Annotated in this window: 17 protein-coding genes; 2 read left to right on the top strand and 15 right to left on the bottom strand. The window is 55.8% G+C overall.

The genetic code is table 11. The features are described from left to right. Positions 1-82: 82 nt before the first annotated feature. The 6 genes from NH344_RS02475 to NH344_RS02500 form a co-directional block, all read right to left on the bottom strand. Positions 83-346, bottom strand: a complete 264-nt coding sequence (locus tag NH344_RS02475; RefSeq protein WP_016914087.1) for an Lpp/OprI family alanine-zipper lipoprotein — start codon at positions 344-346, stop codon at positions 83-85. A 224-nt stretch (positions 347-570) separates the two neighbouring features. Further along, on the bottom strand, positions 571-1200 hold the full coding sequence (locus tag NH344_RS02480; protein WP_044628072.1) for a L,D-transpeptidase: 630 nt from the start codon (positions 1198-1200) through the stop codon (positions 571-573). A 156-nt stretch (positions 1201-1356) separates the two neighbouring features. Next, positions 1357-1821 (bottom strand): hypothetical protein, encoded by a 465-nt coding sequence (locus tag NH344_RS02485; RefSeq protein WP_044628073.1) that lies wholly within the window; start codon positions 1819-1821, stop codon positions 1357-1359. Positions 1822-1946: 125 nt separating this feature from the next. Then, positions 1947-2408: a DUF6586 family protein gene (locus NH344_RS02490; protein WP_044628074.1), complete on the bottom strand. Its 462-nt coding sequence runs from the start codon at positions 2406-2408 to the stop codon at positions 1947-1949. After that, a complete protein-coding gene (gene topA / locus NH344_RS02495) occupies positions 2405-5032 on the bottom strand; it encodes a type I DNA topoisomerase (RefSeq protein ID WP_044628075.1) in 2628 nt (875 codons plus the stop codon). Before topA ends, NH344_RS02490 begins: the two co-directional genes overlap by 4 nt. A 321-nt stretch (positions 5033-5353) precedes the next feature. Beyond that, entirely contained in the window at positions 5354-7795 is a 2442-nt protein-coding gene (locus NH344_RS02500) for a DUF3141 domain-containing protein (protein WP_253027497.1), read from the bottom strand. 274 nt (positions 7796-8069) lie between these two features. On the opposite strand from NH344_RS02500, the gene NH344_RS02505 reads away from it, so the two are divergent. Next, positions 8070-9059 carry a LysR family transcriptional regulator gene (locus NH344_RS02505; RefSeq protein ID WP_230834238.1) on the top strand — a complete coding sequence of 330 codons (990 nt, stop codon included), beginning with the start codon at positions 8070-8072 and terminating at the stop codon, positions 9057-9059. 190 nt (positions 9060-9249) lie between these two features. Continuing rightward, positions 9250-10302: a lipoyl synthase gene (gene lipA, locus NH344_RS02510; RefSeq protein ID WP_044628077.1), complete on the top strand. Its 1053-nt coding sequence runs from the start codon at positions 9250-9252 to the stop codon at positions 10300-10302. A gap of 45 nt (positions 10303-10347) precedes the next feature. On the opposite strand, the gene lipB is transcribed toward lipA, so the two are convergent. From lipB to rsfS, 9 genes are all read right to left on the bottom strand, one after another. After that, complete coding sequence (gene lipB / locus NH344_RS02515; protein ID WP_253027498.1) at positions 10348-11016, bottom strand: lipoyl(octanoyl) transferase LipB; 669 nt, start codon at positions 11014-11016, stop codon at positions 10348-10350. A gap of 2 nt (positions 11017-11018) precedes the next feature. Continuing rightward, positions 11019-11330, bottom strand: coding sequence for a DUF493 domain-containing protein (locus NH344_RS02520; RefSeq protein ID WP_044628079.1), 312 nt, complete (start codon positions 11328-11330; stop codon positions 11019-11021). A gap of 105 nt (positions 11331-11435) precedes the next feature. After that, on the bottom strand, positions 11436-12635 hold the full coding sequence (locus tag NH344_RS02525; protein WP_058577796.1) for a D-alanyl-D-alanine carboxypeptidase family protein: 1200 nt from the start codon (positions 12633-12635) through the stop codon (positions 11436-11438). 69 nt (positions 12636-12704) lie between these two features. Then, positions 12705-13667: a septal ring lytic transglycosylase RlpA family protein gene (locus tag NH344_RS02530; protein WP_044628081.1), complete on the bottom strand. Its 963-nt coding sequence runs from the start codon at positions 13665-13667 to the stop codon at positions 12705-12707. Further along, positions 13660-14685 carry a lytic murein transglycosylase B gene (mltB, locus tag NH344_RS02535; protein WP_172514419.1) on the bottom strand — a complete coding sequence of 342 codons (1026 nt, stop codon included), beginning with the start codon at positions 14683-14685 and terminating at the stop codon, positions 13660-13662. The genes NH344_RS02530 and mltB overlap by 8 nt, the downstream gene beginning before the upstream one ends. Positions 14686-14729: 44 nt before the next feature. Continuing rightward, positions 14730-15890, bottom strand: a complete 1161-nt coding sequence (gene rodA / locus NH344_RS02540) for a rod shape-determining protein RodA (protein ID WP_058577799.1) — start codon at positions 15888-15890, stop codon at positions 14730-14732. Positions 15891-15892: 2 nt separating this feature from the next. After that, a complete protein-coding gene (gene mrdA, locus NH344_RS02545) occupies positions 15893-17800 on the bottom strand; it encodes a penicillin-binding protein 2 (protein ID WP_058577800.1) in 1908 nt (635 codons plus the stop codon). 95 nt (positions 17801-17895) lie between these two features. Further along, a complete protein-coding gene (gene rlmH, locus NH344_RS02550) occupies positions 17896-18363 on the bottom strand; it encodes a 23S rRNA (pseudouridine(1915)-N(3))-methyltransferase RlmH (protein ID WP_044628085.1) in 468 nt (155 codons plus the stop codon). Continuing rightward, a complete protein-coding gene (gene rsfS / locus NH344_RS02555; RefSeq protein ID WP_044628086.1) occupies positions 18360-18746 on the bottom strand; it encodes a ribosome silencing factor in 387 nt (128 codons plus the stop codon). Before rsfS ends, rlmH begins: the two co-directional genes overlap by 4 nt. Positions 18747-18828 lie beyond the last annotated feature (82 nt).

An 18828-nucleotide genomic window follows, 5' to 3' on the forward strand; every position in this document is an offset into this window, starting at 1 on the left:
CAACAAAAAACCCCGCCGAGGCGGGGTTTTTCACATCTACAGCGACCACCGAACATGCATCATGCTCGGTGCCCAAGCAGAATTACTTCTGCATGGAACGCTGGAACATGCGGTTCATTTCTTCACGGTTCTGCTCAGACATCTGCAGAGCAGCTTGCGCGTCGCGCTGAGCTTGGTTTGCAGTGTTCAGAGCTTGTGAAGCCATGCTGCGTGCTTCTGCGGCATCAGCCTGTGCAGATTCAGCAGTCATGCGAACTTCTTCCAGAGCGCTGGTAGAAGCACAGCCAGCCAGGATTGCCAGAGAAGCGGCAGCGGCAGTCATCTTCAGAGCAGTCTTCAGAGTCATAATGTTCTCCTTGAGTCTTCCTTGGATACTACGTTAAGGGTATGACAAAAAATAAAGCTAAAGCGTTAGCTTAAATTTGTCTACCTGCGGTGCAGGTTCTTTACAGCGACTTGTACCAGGGTTACGTACCAAGGCACGCAAGTCAAACGCTGTTTTATAATAGACCACAGCGGTTGTCTATAGCCACATATTTAAAACCTAGAACTTCCTTCAACAACACAAGCCTAGCGGATCACCACGCGTGTGCCAACATCTACTAATTCGGCCACACGTACGATCTGTTCATTGGTGACTGCCACACACCCTTGGGTCCAGTGGAAGCTACCATGGATCTCTGGATCACCGCCGCCAACTCCGTGAATCCCAATAGCGCCACCCAACGCAGTATTCTGCGGGGGAGAGCCATAACGCCGGTAGTGGTCAAAATAGGCTTCGTAATCCGCTTGGGAGTAGATACCTTTTTCAAGCGCCATACGTGCGTGAGGTGGCGTAGGATAATCGATACCAATAAAGATATGCCACTGGCTTTCGAAATTAAATCGATTAACTCTGAATTCGCCCAGCGGTGTAACGTTATCGCCGCGAATTCGCTGGGTTTTTGCGCCACCGCGCCCCAATGAAATAGGCGCAAAACGCTCTACCAGCGCATTCCCGCGAAAAATGGTCAGCGTTGCCTCTTTATCGTCAATTAGCACCCACAACTCACTACTGTGGCGTGGCACAGCAGCGCGAGAAAGCAGCGTCTCAACCAAATCGGTTGGCTCATAATCATTCACAGCGCTTGTAGCAGTTGCGCTAGCCACTGCTGGCCAGCCCAGTGCCAACGCCAAAAATCGGCGACGGTTCACAGACATTATTTTGCTCTCAAATACAGGCCAGTGTGGCTAGGCCGAGGACGCATTAGTGGCTGCTGTTATACCTTATTCACACAGCTATTGTCAGCGTTTCGGCCATCAAATTAGCGTTCAGAATAACGAGCAGCACTGGAACAAACTTTAATTCAACGTTCACTAAATATCGTCAAACTCCTGCATACTCGCGACTAGTTTGCGAGCTTCTGCATTATGACCTTCTGCCAATGCGCTAAAAAACGTCTCCTCGGGCTCAATTTTGGCCCGAGAAGCGCGATGTTCATAAAGGCTTTGCAACTTACGATGGGACTCTACCGCTGTTTCGGTTAGCTCATCAATCGAACCTGCCACGCTCTGCTTTGACAGAGCATCAAGCTCAGGGGGCTGGGGGAAGTCGCTTGAATCGTCAAACCATATTTCTAACACTTCACGATGATCCGAGCCATCGTGCAACAGCGCCTCAAGCCCTGTTTTCATCTTTAGCTCGCTATCGGCTAGGTAGATGAGCGCCATGGCTAGGCGCTCATGCTCGGCTTGTTCTGCGCCAGCGCTGTATTGGCGCGCCATGCGGCCATGATAACCCGCTGCCCACTCAATGAGATCTTTGACTTGGTTATAGCGCATCCGTGCCTCCTGTATCGCTGTTTCCATACAACGTGGTGACGAATAGGCACATTTCAACCTATCAGAGTAAGCAACCAGACGCTATTGGCAACCTCTCCCTCTATCACCACCGCACTGCCGCTGGACTACCACTCTTGACTTGTCTCCCGTAGCGAGGCAATATCACGCTTAGCCGCTTGTAGGTTCTCTAACAGTTGCTCGGCTAACGTCAACTGGCTACCTACCGCAATCATAGAAGGATTTTGCACAGCGCGACGCGCAGCACCATCATCACTGTGCAGCTTCTCTAGCTGCCCCACCAGCCAGTAAAGCCAGCTTTCCGGCTGCTGCATGGCATCGCGTAGACGCTGCAGCTCTGCCACATCGGGGCCGTCACTGGCGAGCAGCGCGCGCCAGTCATGGCTATTCAATCGCGCGTGTTCCGTGACTTCTTTTAGCAGCGAGCCAAGCGCCAGCTCAAACAGCGCCAGCGCGCTCTCTTCGATGGCCATCCGTCGGGCAGGGCTGTGCTCATCATCGCCAACCGGCAGGCCGACCAGCAGCTCGGCCTGATACAGCAGTTGATTGGTACGCGAACGCGGGCTCACTTGCGCTTATCCTCCACATGCCATTTGCCGCCTTCAAAGGTCGCCTTCCAGCCGGTCGCTTTGCCCTCTTCGTCTGTCATCACGTACTGCTCTTTGTTTTTACGCGAGAAGCGGATCTGCGCGGGGCGGCCATCGGGGTCTTCGCTTGGCGCATCAAGAATAAAGTGATACTTCTCTGGCAGCTCGTCAGCGTGAGCTTTCAGCTCTTTAACCAGCGGCGGGCGGGTTTCACGGTTTTTAGGGAACTTGCTAGCCGCCAGGAACAGGCCACTCGCGCCATCCCGTAGAACATAGTGGTCATCTACCTTTTGGCAAGCCAGCTCCGGCATGGGGATCGGATCCATCTTCGGCGGCGCGACTTCACCACTGCGCAACAGCTTGCGGGTGTTTTTACACTCGCTGTTGGTGCAGCCAAAGTATTTGCCAAATCGGCCAGATTTTAGCTGCATCTCGGAGCCGCACTTATCGCACTCAATGACCGGGCCATCGTAGCCTTTAATCTTGAACTTGCCGCTCTCTACTTCGTAACCGTCACAGTCTGGGCTGTTGCCACAAATATGAAGCTTACGAGTTTCGTCAATCAGGTAGTTATCCATCGCCGTGCCGCATTTCGAGCAACGACGCTTGGCACGTAGGGCATTGGTTTCCGCTTCTTCGCCCGCGTCTTCCGCCACGGCCTCTTCACCAGGAATCAGGTCAATGGTGGTTTTGCAGCGTTCTTTAGGCGGCAAGTTGTAGCCGCTGCAGCCCAAAAATACACCGGTAGAGGCGGTTCGAATCTGCATTTTTCGGCCACAGCTGGGGCAGTCGATATCAGTCGGCACCGGCTGGTTCGGACGCATGCCCTCCTCGCTTTCAGCCTTCATCAGCTCCATGCGGAACTCATCGTAGAAGGCATCAAGCAGCTCCCGCCAATTGCGCTCGCCTTCAGCCACTTCATCAAGGCTGTCCTCCATGCGGGCAGTGAAGGAGTAGTCCATTAAGTCAGGGAAGGACTCTTTCAACCGCTCGGTGACGATATCGCCCAATTTTTCGGCATAAAAACGGCGGTTCTCCAGCTTCACGTAGCCACGATCTTGGATAGTCGAAATAATCGATGCGTAGGTGGAGGGGCGGCCAATGCCCTGCTTCTCTAGTTCTTTGACCAAGCTGGCTTCGGTGTAGCGCGCGGACGGCTTGGTAAAATGCTGCTGAGGGTCGAGTTTTTCTAGCTGCATTGCCGTGCCCGTCGGCAGGTCAGGCAGGCTTTGATCTTCGTTTTTGCCCGTAGGCTTCATTACCCGGGTGTAACCATCAAATTTCAGCACGCGGCCTTTGGCACGCAGGTCGTAGCCATCTACTTCCACACTGAGCGTGCTGGAGAGGTATTCGGCTGGGGTCATCTGACACGCCACAAATTGCCGCCAAATAAGCTCGTAGAGGCGTTCGGCGTCACGCTCCATACCTGCCAAGTCAGTCGCTTTGCGCTCGACGCTAGAGGGCCGGATGGCTTCGTGCGCTTCTTGAGCACTCTCTTTGCTGCTGTATCGATTAGGCGACTCAGGCAAATAGCGCGCACCATACTCATCACCAATAAACGAACGGACACTCTCCACCGCGTCTTTAGATAGGTTGGTGGAATCGGTACGCATATAGGTGATGTAGCCCGCTTCATAAAGCCGCTGGGCCATGGTCATGGTCTTCTTCACCGAAAACCCTAATCGGCTGCTGGCTGCCTGCTGAAGCGTAGAGGTGATAAACGGCGCGGTCGGTTTAGAGCTGGTGGGTTTATCTTCCCGCGAGGTAATCGAGAGCTTGGCTTTGCGCAGCTGCTCAATACGCGCCAGGGTATCCTTTTCAGAGGTGGGACGGAACGGCTTGCCATCCTGGCGAACAAGGGCAAAACGCACCAATTCTCCATCCGGAGAGAGGAGATCCGCATGAACGTCCCAAAACTCTTCGGGAATAAAAGCGCGAATCTCCCGCTCACGTTCCACAATCAGACGCACCGCGACAGATTGTACGCGCCCGGCGGAAAGCCCGCGGGCAATCTTGGCCCACAATAGCGGCGAGAGCATAAAGCCCACTACGCGGTCCAAGAAGCGGCGTGCCTGCTGGGCTTCAACCCGGGGGATGTTCAAGACACCGGGGGCTTTAAACGCATCCTGAATGGCGTTTTTAGTAATTTCGTTGAACACCACGCGCTTGTAGCGGCTATCGTCGCCACCGATGGTTTCGCGAAGGTGCCAAGCAATCGCCTCCCCTTCACGATCCAAATCCGTAGCGAGATAAACAGCATCGGCCTTCTCAGCCAGTTTCTTTAACTCAGCAACTACTTTCTCTTTCCCCGGAAGCACTTCATAGCGCGCTTCCCAGCCGTTATCTGGGTCAATCCCCATGCGTCGAATGAGCTGGTCGTGAGCTTTGCGCTTTTTATACTCCGCCTTCTCTTCCGCCGACATCTTACGCGTTGCCGCGGCCTGGCGTGCACGCTCCTTTGGGTCGGAGGCTGCCTTACCTGAGCCGCTGGTCGGCAGGTCACGGATATGACCTACGCTCGACTTTACGATGAAATCGTTGCCGAGATATTTATTAATCGTCTTCGCTTTCGCTGGCGATTCGACGATGACCAGTGACTTGCCCATAGTGCTCCACTTTTCTATTGCCCAGGCGCTATCGCCCATGCTTTGAATACGTTGCCGCCTCAATGTGTGCTTGGCGACCATGAGAAAAATGCGCCTACCCTACCCCAGCCCTTGATTAAGCGCTAGTAGCAACCGCCTCTTAAGGAGCTAAGCGAACACTAACAACAACGCATTGGCGGCGCGGTGCGTTTTACGATGCTTTTTTGGATCAGGGTAGCTAGACACTAGACTGCCGCTCGGAACTCGGCAACCCAAATAGCCGCCTATCAATGCAAAAGCCCCCGCTAAAAAGCGGGGGCGAAGGCGTCTTAGCAACTTTATCTAACGCTTACGGGGCGAGCTTCTGCGCTGCCCAGCCGGCCGGGTGGCTGGCTTTTTCTTTGGCGCCTCTACCGATGATTCTTGGGCCTTTTCAGCCGTTACCGTGTTACTCGCTTCGGCTGCTATTTCCGCTGTAGCCACAGCGGAGTCAGGTGTGGGCGCTGTTTCAGGGGCTGGTGCCGCCAAGGCACCCGGACGCGCTTTATCAAACAACGCTTTTACTTGGTCAAACCGGTTAGCCGCATGTTCAGTTAACTCACCGCTAGCGGCAAAGACATGCTCTAAGTGGCTAATATAGTTATCTATCTCTTCACCGGTTTGACCTTTTAATAGCTCCGGCAACGTATTAAGCGCCTGCTCACGATCAAGCTTCAAAATAAAGAACTGCTCGCGCACTAGGCGCTTAAATTCGCTCAAGGAGGTGCTGGGTTCAAGCTCCGCCCGAGAGGCGCGTAGGCGCTTAAAGTTACGCTCATCGGTGGCCGGTGCGCCACCTAGCACATAGATCACTGAACGCATCACGGCTTCATGAGGGCCACCCTGAGCAATTTTATGACGCAGCTCATTTTGGCGGTTTTCAATAAAGCGGCGGTGCTCAGGCTCTGCGCCAGGACGGCGGCGATGTACATGGGCATCCCCGTACAAGCCAACAGCGGCCTGGAGCAGCGGTTGACCATAAATATCCATAAACAGGCGCTCGGTTGAGCTATCGCGCAGGTCACGCCACGCATTCAGACTCACTACAATTTGATCAGATGCCATGAGCTCTAGCGCTTTAAATATGTTGTCCTGCTCCACCGGCTGACGATGGCGGCGCACGTAGTCGGCCATAACCGGTAGCGGCACCGTCAGCGGGTTACGGTCTGACATGAGCTTGTAGCCCAGGCGAATGGGGTGCATACGCCGTATCCAGCGCGCCGCCTCGGGTGTCATGATGGACTGTATCCACGGCTGCACGTAGAGACGATAAAACCCCAGGTTAATTTCAGAGATGCGGGCAACGGTGGCGAAGCGACGATCATCCTCCGGCTGATGCATCACGTCACGATCAAGCTCCTCGAAGTTGCGCGGCGCAAATTCCAGCAGATAGTCACGCTCAATCAGCTCGGCGTCTGTGTGTTCGTCGGCATGAGAAATCGTCGTTTCGTACAGCCCTGGCGGCATCACATCGATGTAGTCCATGTTGGCCGTAAATTCGGAGTGCTCTTTGCGGGAAACACTGCCAGATACGAAGATTCCCAGGTGCCCAGTGGTATCATGCAAGCAGTAAATAATCGTCTGCTCATTCGCAATGATATCCTCTTCGCCCGCGTACAGATCACGAATCCACCCCAGGGCCTGAGGCGGTGGCGTAATATCGTCCCCCCGTGAGCAAAACACCACCACAGGCGAGCGTACATTACGCAGATCAATACGCCGTCCATCGCGGGTAACCAGTTGCGCCGTAGAAAGGCGATTGCCGACAAATAAGTTATCGACAATGTACTGGATCTCATTACCGCCCAGCACCACATGACCACCCCACCAGCGCTCAAACTCTAAATAGCGTTTGGACTCGGTATCAATATTGGCATACAGGTGGTACTGCTTTTTCCAGTAGGTATTAGCCGGGTTGAGGCGCTCAAAGTTCTGAACCAGCCACGCCCCATCAAATAGGCCGTTGCCGATATCACTGGTCAACGCAGTAATCCAACTTCCCCCTGTCATACCGCCGGTATAACGCATGGGTGCCTTGCCATGCTCGCCAGCCCAATAAGAGAGCGGTGCACCAGCGATTAAGATTGGCCCAAATACTTCAGGCTCAAGGGCGGCGGCCATCATGATTTGCCAGCCCGCTTGGCAGTTACCAACCACCATCGGTTTTTCAGTGGTTTCCGGGTGTAGCGCAATCACGTGGCGCAAAAAGGCCACTTCCGACTCCACCACATCTTCCACCGTTTGGCCTGGCTCAGGGAAAGGTAAAAAGCCGATAAAATAGCAGGGATGGCCCGCTTTTAGCGCGACACCGAGTTCGCTATCAGGCTTAAAACCGCCGATACCAGGGCCATGGCCTGCACGCGGGTCAATAACAACAAAGGGACGTTTTTGTGGGTCAATCTGGATATTCTTAGGCGGCAATACCCGCAGTAACTCATAGTTAGTCGGATTAGGCAGCGTACGGCCATCCACTAACACCTCGGTTTCAAAGCCGAGCACATTGGGCTTCGTTTGCTCCATGTGTTCGAGATACTGGTTGCCGCGCTCGCGCATGACATCCCAATAAAGGATGTTGCGCTCTACACTGTCACGCCAGTAGCTAACCGCGGCACGACCAAACCCAAAAGGGTCCATCATGCTAGCGAGAGCTTCACCGCCCGGTAACGCCGCGGAATCATTCGATGAGCCAAACCAAGGAGCAGCAAGCGCATTGGTGGTAAGCAAAGGATTAGCGAGAAAGTTCATATATTCTCCCATTGGGTTGATGCATGGCACCAATCCCGAAGCAATGATGCTGCAATGCAATATAGTTTAGGCCACTCCTTGCCTAACGTCGATGACTCCCCCCTTTTTTCCAACGACCGTCTTATTGATCGAAACGTACACCGTTTATATACCGCCAAGCTTTCAAGGCGGTAGCCCTAAATCAGTGATAGCATTTCGACGCTGAGGCCAAGCCCTATATAACAGGCCTTATACAGTGCGCTTTTTTACCGAGGAAGTTTACCCTGAGGTGGTTATGTCATCCCCCACGCTGCTCAACCGCTTAACGTTTCGACAGCTACAAGTGTTTCAGGCAGTGCATCAACAACGCTCCTATTCACGGGCCGCCGAGCAGCTCGGCCTGACACAACCAGCCGTGAGCGCGCAGATTCGACAGCTTGAGCAAGCGTTGGGACAGCCTCTCTTTAAGTATGCGGGGAAAACTCTCCACGTACTGCCAACGGCCGATACACTGGCCCTCTCTACGCGAGAAATCTTTGGTCAGCTGTCGCGGCTGCAAATGAGCCTTTCAGACATTAACGGCAAAATCAGCGGCAAGCTGAACGTCGCTGCCGTCTCCTCCGCGCAGTATGTCGTGCCCTATGTGCTGGCTAAATTTCGCGCACGATACCCGGATGTTCAGTTGCGTTTAAAGGTGTGTAACCGCAGCCAAGCACTTGAGCGGCTGGCCGAACAACAAGACGACGTGGTGATCATGGCCATGGTGCCAGAAGACGACGGCTTGGTGGTTATGCCAATTCTTGAAAACGAGCTTGTGGCGGTAGTGTGGCCAGAACATCCTCTGCTAAGTATGCCCAATCCAACGCTGACGGATTTCGCACGCCATTTCGTACTAATGCGTGAGCCTGGTTCGGGGGTTCGCAGCGCCTTTGAGCAGCTTGCCGTGGATCAAGAAGTGGGGCTTCCGCACCGTATCGAGCTGGGCACCAATGAAGCCATCAAACAAGGGGTAATGGTACATTTGGGCGTTGCCGTACTGCCTCGTTTGGCGGTACAGCGCGAGTTGGAACAGGGCCTGCTCGCCACCCTGTCTCTGCCCAATTTTCCCATTCGCCGCGCTTGGTGCACGGTATACCGCCGAGACCACTTTCCCACTCCGGTAGCAGAGCTCTTCCTGCGTTTTGTGCGTGAGCATCTGAGCGAGTTCCAGCGCCACTTCCAAGCGACTGGCAGCCCGCTTCCTAGCCATGGAGTTTCCTGCTTACCCGCCCTGTCACTGGAATAGGATCACTAGCGGTTCTACGGTGTCTTGTTGATTGCCAAATATGTTACATTATTTACAACCTACGTATCAGTTAGCGTTACTCAGGGCATGGTAAACAGTTGCATCGCGGCCACATTTTGCACGTATATTTTTCGTGATGCGTCGCTCGGATTTTCTGCTTACCAGCCGCACAGTAGAGAGGCTCTCTCCTATGAGCAACACCCCTTCCCAGCGCGTGCCCAGCGGCGAAAAATTCCGTAACGAACATGGCATGACGGTGATTAAAGATGGCATGAAGCAGCGCAAAGCGCAGGCAGATGCCCCTTCACTTGAGCGCAAGCCAAAGTGGCTGCGCGCGCAAATTCCCGGCGGCGAGCGTTTTGAGGCCGTTAAGAAAAACGTGGCGACGCACCGGCTCAGCACCGTTTGCGCTGAATCCCATTGTCCTAACATGGGTGAATGCTGGAGCAATGGTACCGCCACCATTATGTTGATGGGCTCAGTATGTACCCGCGCTTGCCGCTTCTGTGCGGTTGATACTGGCAACCCTAAAGGTTGGCTGGATCACGAAGAGCCGGAAAATACCGCCAAATCCGTCGAGCTAATGGGTCTTCGCTATATCGTGCTGACCTCAGTAGACCGTGACGATCTAGACGATGGTGGCGCCACCCACTACGCCAACTGTATTCGCGCCATTAAAGCGCGCACGCCGGAGGTGGTTGTTGAGGCGTTAACGCCTGATTTTGATGGCGATAAAGCCGCTATTGAGCGCGTGGTCGATTCAGGGCTTGAGGTGTTTGCGCAAAACGTTGAGACCGTTGAGCGGCTGACCAGCAAAGTGCGCGACCCTCGCGCTGGCTACCGCAAAACGCTCGACGTATTGGCCCACGCCAAGCAGTATCGCCCCGACATCATCACCAAAACCAGCTTGATGCTGGGGCTGGGAGAAACGGACGAAGAGATCCTGCAAACCTTCGACGATTTGCGTGAGATTGGTGTCGATATCGTGACGTTAGGCCAATACCTGCGCCCAACCAAAAACCACTTGGCCGTGGAGCGCTGGGTAAGCCCAGAAGAGTTCGAGCGCTATCGCGTACTAGGCCTTGAGAAAGGCTTTATGGAAGTGCCATCCGGCCCGCTGGTACGCTCTAGCTACCGGGCAGACCGCGTGTTCGAAAAGAACAACTTGGGTCTTGCCGCTCCTGCGGCCATTCCAGGTCAAGAGCCGGACAGCAACCGCATCCCCGCCTTCAACGTCGGCTAACTCGCCGCGGACTGCCTGCATACAGCGCTCTGCAGGCAGTCTTCGTTACTCAGGCACCACCAAGGTGCGCTTCAGTCGCGCGGCCAACGCCTGCGCAAGCCGTTCGCCAACGTCTTTACCATTAGTCCCGTCTTGTCCATGAGAGAGATCGACCAAATCGGCAAGACGAGTGACCTGCATACCCGCGTAGCCACAAGGATTGATACGCGCAAACGGCGACAGGTCGCCGTCGACGTTCAGCGCGACGCCATGGTAGCTGGCCCCACGACGAATACGCAGGCCGAGCGAGGCGATTTTGGCCTCCCCCATGGCCGTTTCTACGTAAACCCCCGGCGCATCGGGCTTGGCCCAGCCGCGCACTCCATACGCGTCTAGCACGTCGATCACGGCATTTTCGAGCGCCGTGACCAAGTCGCGCACGCCGATCTTGCCCCGACGCACGTCCAGCAGCGGATAGAGTACCACCTGCCCCGGCCCGTGATAGGTAACCTGTCCGCCCCGGTCGGTATTGACCACGGGAATATCGCCCGGCATCAACAGGTGTTCTGGCTTGCCCGCCTGCCCTTGGGTAAATACAGGCTCATGCTCGACCAGCCAAAATTGATCCACCGTGTTTTCATCGCGCGTGTCGGTAAGCTCACGCATGGCTTCCCATACTGGTAGATAGGGGCGATAGCCGAGGCGGTGCAGAGCAATCGGGGCGTCGTCGCTCATGGTCATACCACCATGTGCACGCGGCCAGTGGCCTTCAGCTCGTTGAACAGTTGGCTCAACTGCTGCTCCCCTGTGGCCACGATGGTGACTCGAACGGACTGGAAACGACCATTGCGACTATCCACGACTTCCAACGTGGTCTCATCGAAGTCAGGCGCGTGACGCACGATGACTTGACACACGGTGGCTGGAAAATCGTCAGCCGCATCGCCCACGACCTTTAACGGGTAATCGCACGGGAAGGTAATTTTGGGTGGCTCTTTCGCCACGGGCTGGCGTAAATCACGCAGCCCTTGCTTGGCACCTTTTTTCATAACTCGCCTTTACATTAAGTGAATCGTTGGGCTAATCCCAATAAATAAGGCCCAACCTCTCACAATACAAGGCGTATGTGAGAAGCTGGGCCCAACACTGGCCGTTTAGCTGGTGAAATTACTAATCAAGTTGCTGAAGAAACGCTGCACTTGATCGAACAGGCGCTTGAACAGCCCACCCTCTTCGATGTTTTCCAGCGCGACGAGCTGGCGCTCCCCCACCATCTCTTCGCCTAGATAGACTTCCAGCGTACCAACGTCATCACCTACTGCCACAGGTGCTTGAATGTCAGCATCCAAATTTAGACGGGCGCGGAGCTCTTCATTGCGATTGCGGGGCAGCGTCATGAAAACTTCTTCATCCACCCCCACACGTAGCTCGTTGATGTCCCCGCCCCACACGCGCGGCGTTGCCAGCACGGCGCCGCGCTCATAGAGCTTCATGGTTTCATAGAAACGGAAGCCATAGCTCAGAAGCTTTTGCGATTCCTGGGCACGCGCCTCTTCGGAACTGGTGCCCATCACCACGGAGATCAGACGCATGCCATCACGCTGCGCCGAAGCGACCAGGCAGTAACCTGCTTCGGTGGTCCAGCCGGTTTTCAGGCCGTCTACGGTCGGGTCGCGCCACAACAGGCGGTTACGGTTCGGCTGATCGATGCCCGCAAACGAGAAGTTACGCTGTGAATAGATGGCGTAGTGCTCGGGATAGTCGTTGATAATGTAACGAGACAAACGCGCCATATCATGGGCGGTCGAGTAGTGATTCTCATGGGGCAAGCCAGTGGCATTCATGAAGTGGGTATCGTTCATGCCCAAACGCGTGGCGTGCTGATTCATTAGGTCGGCAAACGGCGCTTCACCGCCCGCCAGATGTTCTGCCATGGCCACGCTGGCATCGTTACCCGAGACGATGATGATGCCATGAAGCAGATTATCCACCGAAACACGATCGCCCACTTCGATGAACATCTTCGAGCCGCCGGTACGCCAAGCGTTTTCGCTGATATTGACCATATCGGTCAGGTTGATGGTGCCACGATCCAGCTCACGTTCGACCAGGTACGCGGTCATCAGTTTGGTCAAACTTGCAGGCGGCAAACGCTCATCGGCATTGTGCTCTGCAAGAATGCGACCACTGTTGGCGTCCATCAAAATCCACGAACTCGCGGCAAGCTGCGGTGGTGCAGGGATGATCGTTTGGGGTTGAGGGATCACCTGAGCCATCGCCGGGGCGACGACGGCCGTCATCGCTGCGAAGAGGCAGAGCTTGGCGGTACGGCGGATTGACATCATTACATTCATCACATACTTCTCACTGACAAAGAAAAATGGCGGCGCATGATACGCCACTTGGGCACATGTAGAGAGCGATTATCTCACGACAAATACTTGAGGAAAGCCTGCGCGACGAAGTTCTTCACGAGCCTGTGTCTCTTGACTGGGACTGACGGGGCCGACCTGAACGCGGTGAACGTCGGTCTCACTTTGCACTCGAACGCCGCGGGGTAACTCATCCGACAGCCGCTGCTGTAGCTGCTGCGCTCCTTCGGCACTCCCCAGCGCAGCCACCTGCAAATAGACGGCATGACCACTGCTCGGCTCGGCTGACGCTGCCCTAACAGGCCGAGTCTCAGAAACAGGTGTGGAAGCCGCAGCGGCGGGGGCCGCCGATGTGGCTTGGGGGGACGAAACGCTGCCCCCTCGACCACGCTCGGCTAACCACTGAGCAGGGTCGATCGCCTCGACGCGCACGGGCCCGGTTCCGTTTTCGAGAATCCCCAAGCGTGCTGCCGCCGCATAAGAGAGGTCGATTTCACGATCGCTATGGAACGGGCCGCGGTCATTGACGCGAACGATCACCGAGCGTCCGTTGTTCAAACTGGTGACCCTGGCAAAGGTGGGCAGCGGGAGCGAGCGGTGAGCTGCCGACATTTTGTACATGTCGTAAATCTCACCGTTGGACGTGGCGTAGCCGTGGAATTTTTCACCATACCAAGACGCCGTACCCTGGCGCGCATAGCCGCGTGAGTCGGGCAGCACGTGATAGGTTTCGCCCCACACTTCATAGGTGGAACGGTTGCCCGCCCGGGAAGGCGCTTCGATTCGCGGCTCGGCATCGGGTACGGTGCTGACATCCGGCGGCGCAACCGGGTAAGCATCGCCAGTCATCGCATAGCGCTCGCCACTGGCAGCCGCCGGAGCAGCAGGCGCGGAGCTTGAAGCACCTACCTCTCCGCCTGCACGCTGCGGCGCTTGGCTGGCACACCCGCTCACCAAGGCAGCTAACAGCAGCGAGCCGCTTAGGTAGCGCATATTGATTCGCAGTTTAGTCATGCTCAGCCTCAGCTTGCTGCTTGATAGCCTCTGCCAGTTCGGCGACTGCCATGGCGTAGAGGTGGCTATGGTTATAGCGGGTAATCACATAGAAATTGTACTCACCCAGCCGGTAGCTTTCCTGGCCATCGGCATACTCCAGCACCAGTGGCACCACTGGCGTATCGGGCGTTAAGGAAGTTTCCGTCACCACACCCTGCTCAGCGGCTTCGGCAGCCGTCGTGCTTGGGCGCACCGTCTGATTGAAGCTCAGCGCTTCAGGGAGCTCTTCAGGGCCTTCGGCTTCATGGTAAATCGCGCCGCCTCGTTGCCAACCATGCTCGGCGAAGTAATTGGCAACGCTACCAATCGCATCGACTGGGTTATTCCACAAATCGCGCTTCGCGTCACCGTCAAAATCGACGGCGTACGCTTGATAGCTGGTAGGTATGAATTGAGGGTAGCCCATGGCCCCTGCATAGGAGCCGTAGAGCGACTCGGGTGCCACCTCTTGCTGATAGGCGATGGTCAAAAAGGCCGCTAGCTCGCCGCGAAAGAAATCGCCGCGTACCGGGTGGTGAAATGCCAGCGTGGCGAGAGAGTCCAACACTTTATGACGCCCTTTGTGGCGACCGTAGTAGGTCTCTACACCCATGATGGCGGTAATCACTTCCGGCGGCACGCCGTATTCCGACTCGGCACGCGCCAGCGCATCGGCATGGGCCTTCATGAACGCAACCCCTTCGTCGATACGCTGCTCGGTTAGAAAAATATCGCGATACTCGAACCAGCGCAGCCGACGCTCGGCCGCGCCTGCCATGGCATCCAACACTTCCTGTCGATAGCTTGCCTGAGCCAGCGCTTGCTCCAGCCACGCATTTGGCACGCCCTGCTCGGCCAGCTCGTCAGCCAGTTGCTGGGTTTGCGGATTATGCTGCGGATCGAAACTGACCGTTTCCTCAGCGACGACCGCTGGGGCCGAACACGCTACTAGCATGGCAATGGCATAGCCACTCGCTTGACTTCGCGCCCTGTTCATTTGCTCACCACTCCTGTGAATTCATACTGCCACGACCTTGACCGTCAGCGTGGCAGTAACCGCCGATGGGCGTGTATGGACATGAGAATACCGAACCCCGCTAACAAGGTCACGCTAGAGGTGCCGCCATAACTGACCAGTGGCAGCGGCACGCCCACCACCGGCAAAATGCCGCTCACCATACCCACATTGACAAATACATAGATAAAAAACGTCAAGATAATACTGCCCGCAAACAGCCGCCCAAAGGTATCCTGGGATGACGATGCCAGCCATAAGCCGCGGCCTACAATCATGATATATAGTGTTAGCAGCAAGAGCATACCCACCAGGCCGAACTCCTCACCAAGTACAGCAATAATAAAGTCGGTATGTCGCTCTGGCAGGAACTCAAGCTGAGACTGCGTTCCTTCCAACCACCCCTTTCCCCACAGCCCGCCGCTGCCAATAGCCGTGGTGGATTGAATAATGTTCCACCCTGAGCCCAACGGGTCGCTATCAGGGTCTAAAAATGTCAGTACCCGCTGGCGCTGGTAGTTGTGCATGTTCATCCATAGTACCGGCAGGCCCGCCGCGCCCAGGGCCGCGACCAAGCCAATGAGCTTCCAAGAGAGCCCAGCCAGAAGCACCACAATCACCGCAGCACTAGCCACCAGCAGCGATGTCCCAAGGTCAGGCTGGATAGCCGTGAGCACCACGGGCACGCCGATAATCACCGCACACACCACAATATCACGCAGCCTAGGCGGCAACTGGCAGCGATTTAAGTAAGCGGCCACCATGAGCGGTACGGCTAACTTCATCATCTCAGAGGGCTGAAAACGGATAACCCCCGGAATTTCCAGCCAACGCTTGGCGCCCATACCTACATCGCCGACAACTTCAACCGCCAACAGCATCGCTAGCCCAGCACCGTAAGCCAGCGGGGCCCAGCGTAAAAAAGTTGAAGGGGAAAATTGTGCAATAATCACCATGCCAGAAAGCGCAATACCAAAGCGTATGGCTTGGGCAATCACGGTGTCGATACGCTGCCCGGAAGCGCTGTAAAGCACCACCAAACCGCCACCCATCAACACCAACAGCATCCCTAGCAGCCAAGGGTCGAGGTGGATACGCTCCCAAATACTTTTGCGACGGGCAATACCGCTATCAGGCGGGCGTACCGGATAACGGCGCAGCGAGCGGGTAATCAGTTGCCAAGGCATCGCTAGTTACCCTCCACGTTGGCGGTATCTTCCTCTAACACCTCTTTGACTTCCTCGGCCTCGGGGGCCTCATCTTCGAGCAGCCAAGCATCCGTCATCGCCCGCGCCAAATGCGCGGCATGAGTGCTGCCACCCCCCGCGTTTTCAACGATGACCGATACCGCAATTTTCGGTTCTTCAATGGGCGCAAAAGCCATAAAGAGCGCGTGGTCTCGTAGCCGCTCCTCTAACTCCTCCGCATTGTAACGCTGATCCTGGCCGAGCGAGAACACCTGGGCCGTGCCTGACTTGCCCCCCATGCGATACTCGAGCCCTACCCCAGTTCGACGCGCCGTACCCTCGCTGCCACTGAGCACTTTTTCCATACCGCTATATACCCGATCCCACCAGTTATCGTTGGCCAGCTGAATATCGGGGAGCGTATCGGGTAGTTCTGCGGGCACTGGCTCTTCACCAATACGCAGGGCAAGGCGAGGCTTCACCCAGTGCCCACGGTTTGCCAACGCGGCAGTGGCGCTGGCCAATTGCAGAGGTGTGACCTGCCAGTAGCCTTGGCCAATCCCCACCGATAGCGTTTCACCGGGGTACCAGGGCTGGTTGAAACGTGCTCGCTTCCAGTCTCGGGAGGGCATGAGTCCAGTGCTTTCCCCCTGCACATCGTGGGCAACGCGCTGGCCAAAACCAAAGTTGCTCATACGCTCATGGAGCTTATCAATGCCGAGGTCATGAGCCAGCGTGTAGTAGTAGGTGTTGTTGGAGACCGCTATCGAGCGCTCCATATCGACACGGCCATGCCCCCAGCGCAGCCAGTTACGGTAGCGTCGGGAGTCGTTTGGTAGCTGATAAAAGCCGGGGTCATTAATGGTGCTGTCGGGGGTAATGACCCCTTCCACCAAACCTGCCAGGGCCAGAAACGGCTTGATGGTGGAGCCTGGCGGGTAGTGTCCTCGAATGGCACGGTTAAACAGTGGGAGGTCGATATCTTCCTGCAGTGCTCGATAAGAGGCTACGTCGATCCCGGTCACAAACTGGTTGCTATCAAACCCCGGGGTCGACACCATCGCCAGAATCTCACCAGTATTTGGCACAATAGCCACAATAGAGCCACGCCGACCATCCAAAAGCTCATAAGCCAGCATCTGCAGGGAACGGTCGAGAGTAAGCGTTAAGTTAGCGCCGGGCACCGGGTCAGTACGGCCAAGCTCGCGAAGCACGCGACCACGGGCGTTGGTCTCTACCTTGCGTAGGCCCGCCTCTCCATGTAGCTCGGTTTCGTAAAAACGCTCGACACCGGTCTTGCCAATAAAGTGCGTGCCCGCGTAGCGGCCTGGGTCTAAGTCCTGTAGCTCTTCGGCGTTAATACGTCCCACATACCCCAGCGCATGAGCCATGACTTCAGCATCGGGATAGTAGCGCAACAGCTGGGCTTCAACTTCAACACCAGGCAGCAGGTGGCGGTTAACGGCCAGTCGCGCAATCTGCTCTTCGCTTAAGTCACTCATCAGCAGTGCAGGTTGAAAAGGACGCTGACGCTGCCGCGAGCGCACCTGAAATGCCTCTATCTCTTCCTCAGGCAGCTCTAATAAATCGACGAGCAGGGCCAGAGTGTCGTCTAGATCATCGACGCGCTCACGCACCAGGGTAAGGTTGTAGGTAGGACGGTTTTCCGCCAGCAGCGCACCGTTACGATCATAGATAAGCCCGCGGTTAGGCGGCAGAGGCTCGACGCGTACCCGGTTCTTCTCGGAGCGCGTGCTGTATAAATCGTGTTGAACGATTTGCAAATAGCCAAGGCGGCCTACCAGCAAGCTCGTCAACACAATCACTACCAAGACAGCAAGCAGCGCCCTGACACGGAAAATACGCAGCTCTTGCTCAGGATTTTTTAGCGTGTCACGGCGCTGGGGCATGGCAACAGATGACTCTCAAATCAAACAATAAAAGCGGCGGCCCCAGTGGGGAATAAATGCAACATAACGGCTAGTGATTAACTCTGTGTTGCTCACTAGCGGTGATAGGGGTGGCCCACTAGCAGTGTCCAGGCGCGATAAAGCTGCTCTGCCAACATAATTCGCACGAGTGGGTGAGGTAGCGTTAGCGGCGAAAGTGACCAAGCTTTATCAGCCATAGCGGAAAGCGCAGGCTCTAAGCCGTCCGGGCCACCCACCAACAGCACCACATCACGCCCTTCCATGCGCCAGCCATCCGCTTCCTGCGCCAACTGTTCGGTGGTCCAGGGTTTGCCCTTTACCTCCAGCGCCACCACGATTTCATCGCCACGCAGCTTTTCACGAATTCGCTGCGCTTCTTGCGCGCGGGCTTTAGCGATATCGGCATTTTTGCCACGCTGGCCGAGCGGTATTTCTTCAATTTCCAGCGTGAAATCCCGAGGGAGCCGCTTGCGGTAGGTCTCAACGCCTTGTTCCACCCATGCAGGCATTTTTGTACCCACCGCTAACAGCCGAATCCTCATGACATCGTGGCTCGCTCTTCAAACTGCTTCAGCGATTCACTAATCGCGCCAGCGTCGCTAGGCAGATCTGCCCAAAGGCGCTCCAGGTCATACAGCGCACGGGCTTCTGGAAGCATAATGTGAACCACCACATCGCCCAGGTCGACCAGCACCCAGTCGGCATTATCGCCACCTTCAACACCGCGAGGGTGAAGGCCGGATGCCTTGGCTTTTTCGACAACGTTCTGGGCCAGTGCGGCCACGTGGCGGGTAGAAGTACCACTGGCAATCAGCATCAGATCGGTAACTTCGGTTAATTTCGCAACGTCGAGTTGAGTAATATCGCGTGCTTTAAGCTCTTCTAGCGAGTCAATCGCTAGGTTTTTCAGTGTATCGATGTGCATGACTCCTGAAGGCAACCCCTTGTGGTGGTATCGAGTGGTGGTATCGAGTGTCGTTACTAACGTCGGTATTTCGAGTGGCATC

Source organism: Halomonas sp. Ps84H-12 (assembly GCF_024124725.1).
GTDB lineage: Bacteria > Pseudomonadota > Gammaproteobacteria > Pseudomonadales > Halomonadaceae > Vreelandella > Vreelandella aquamarina.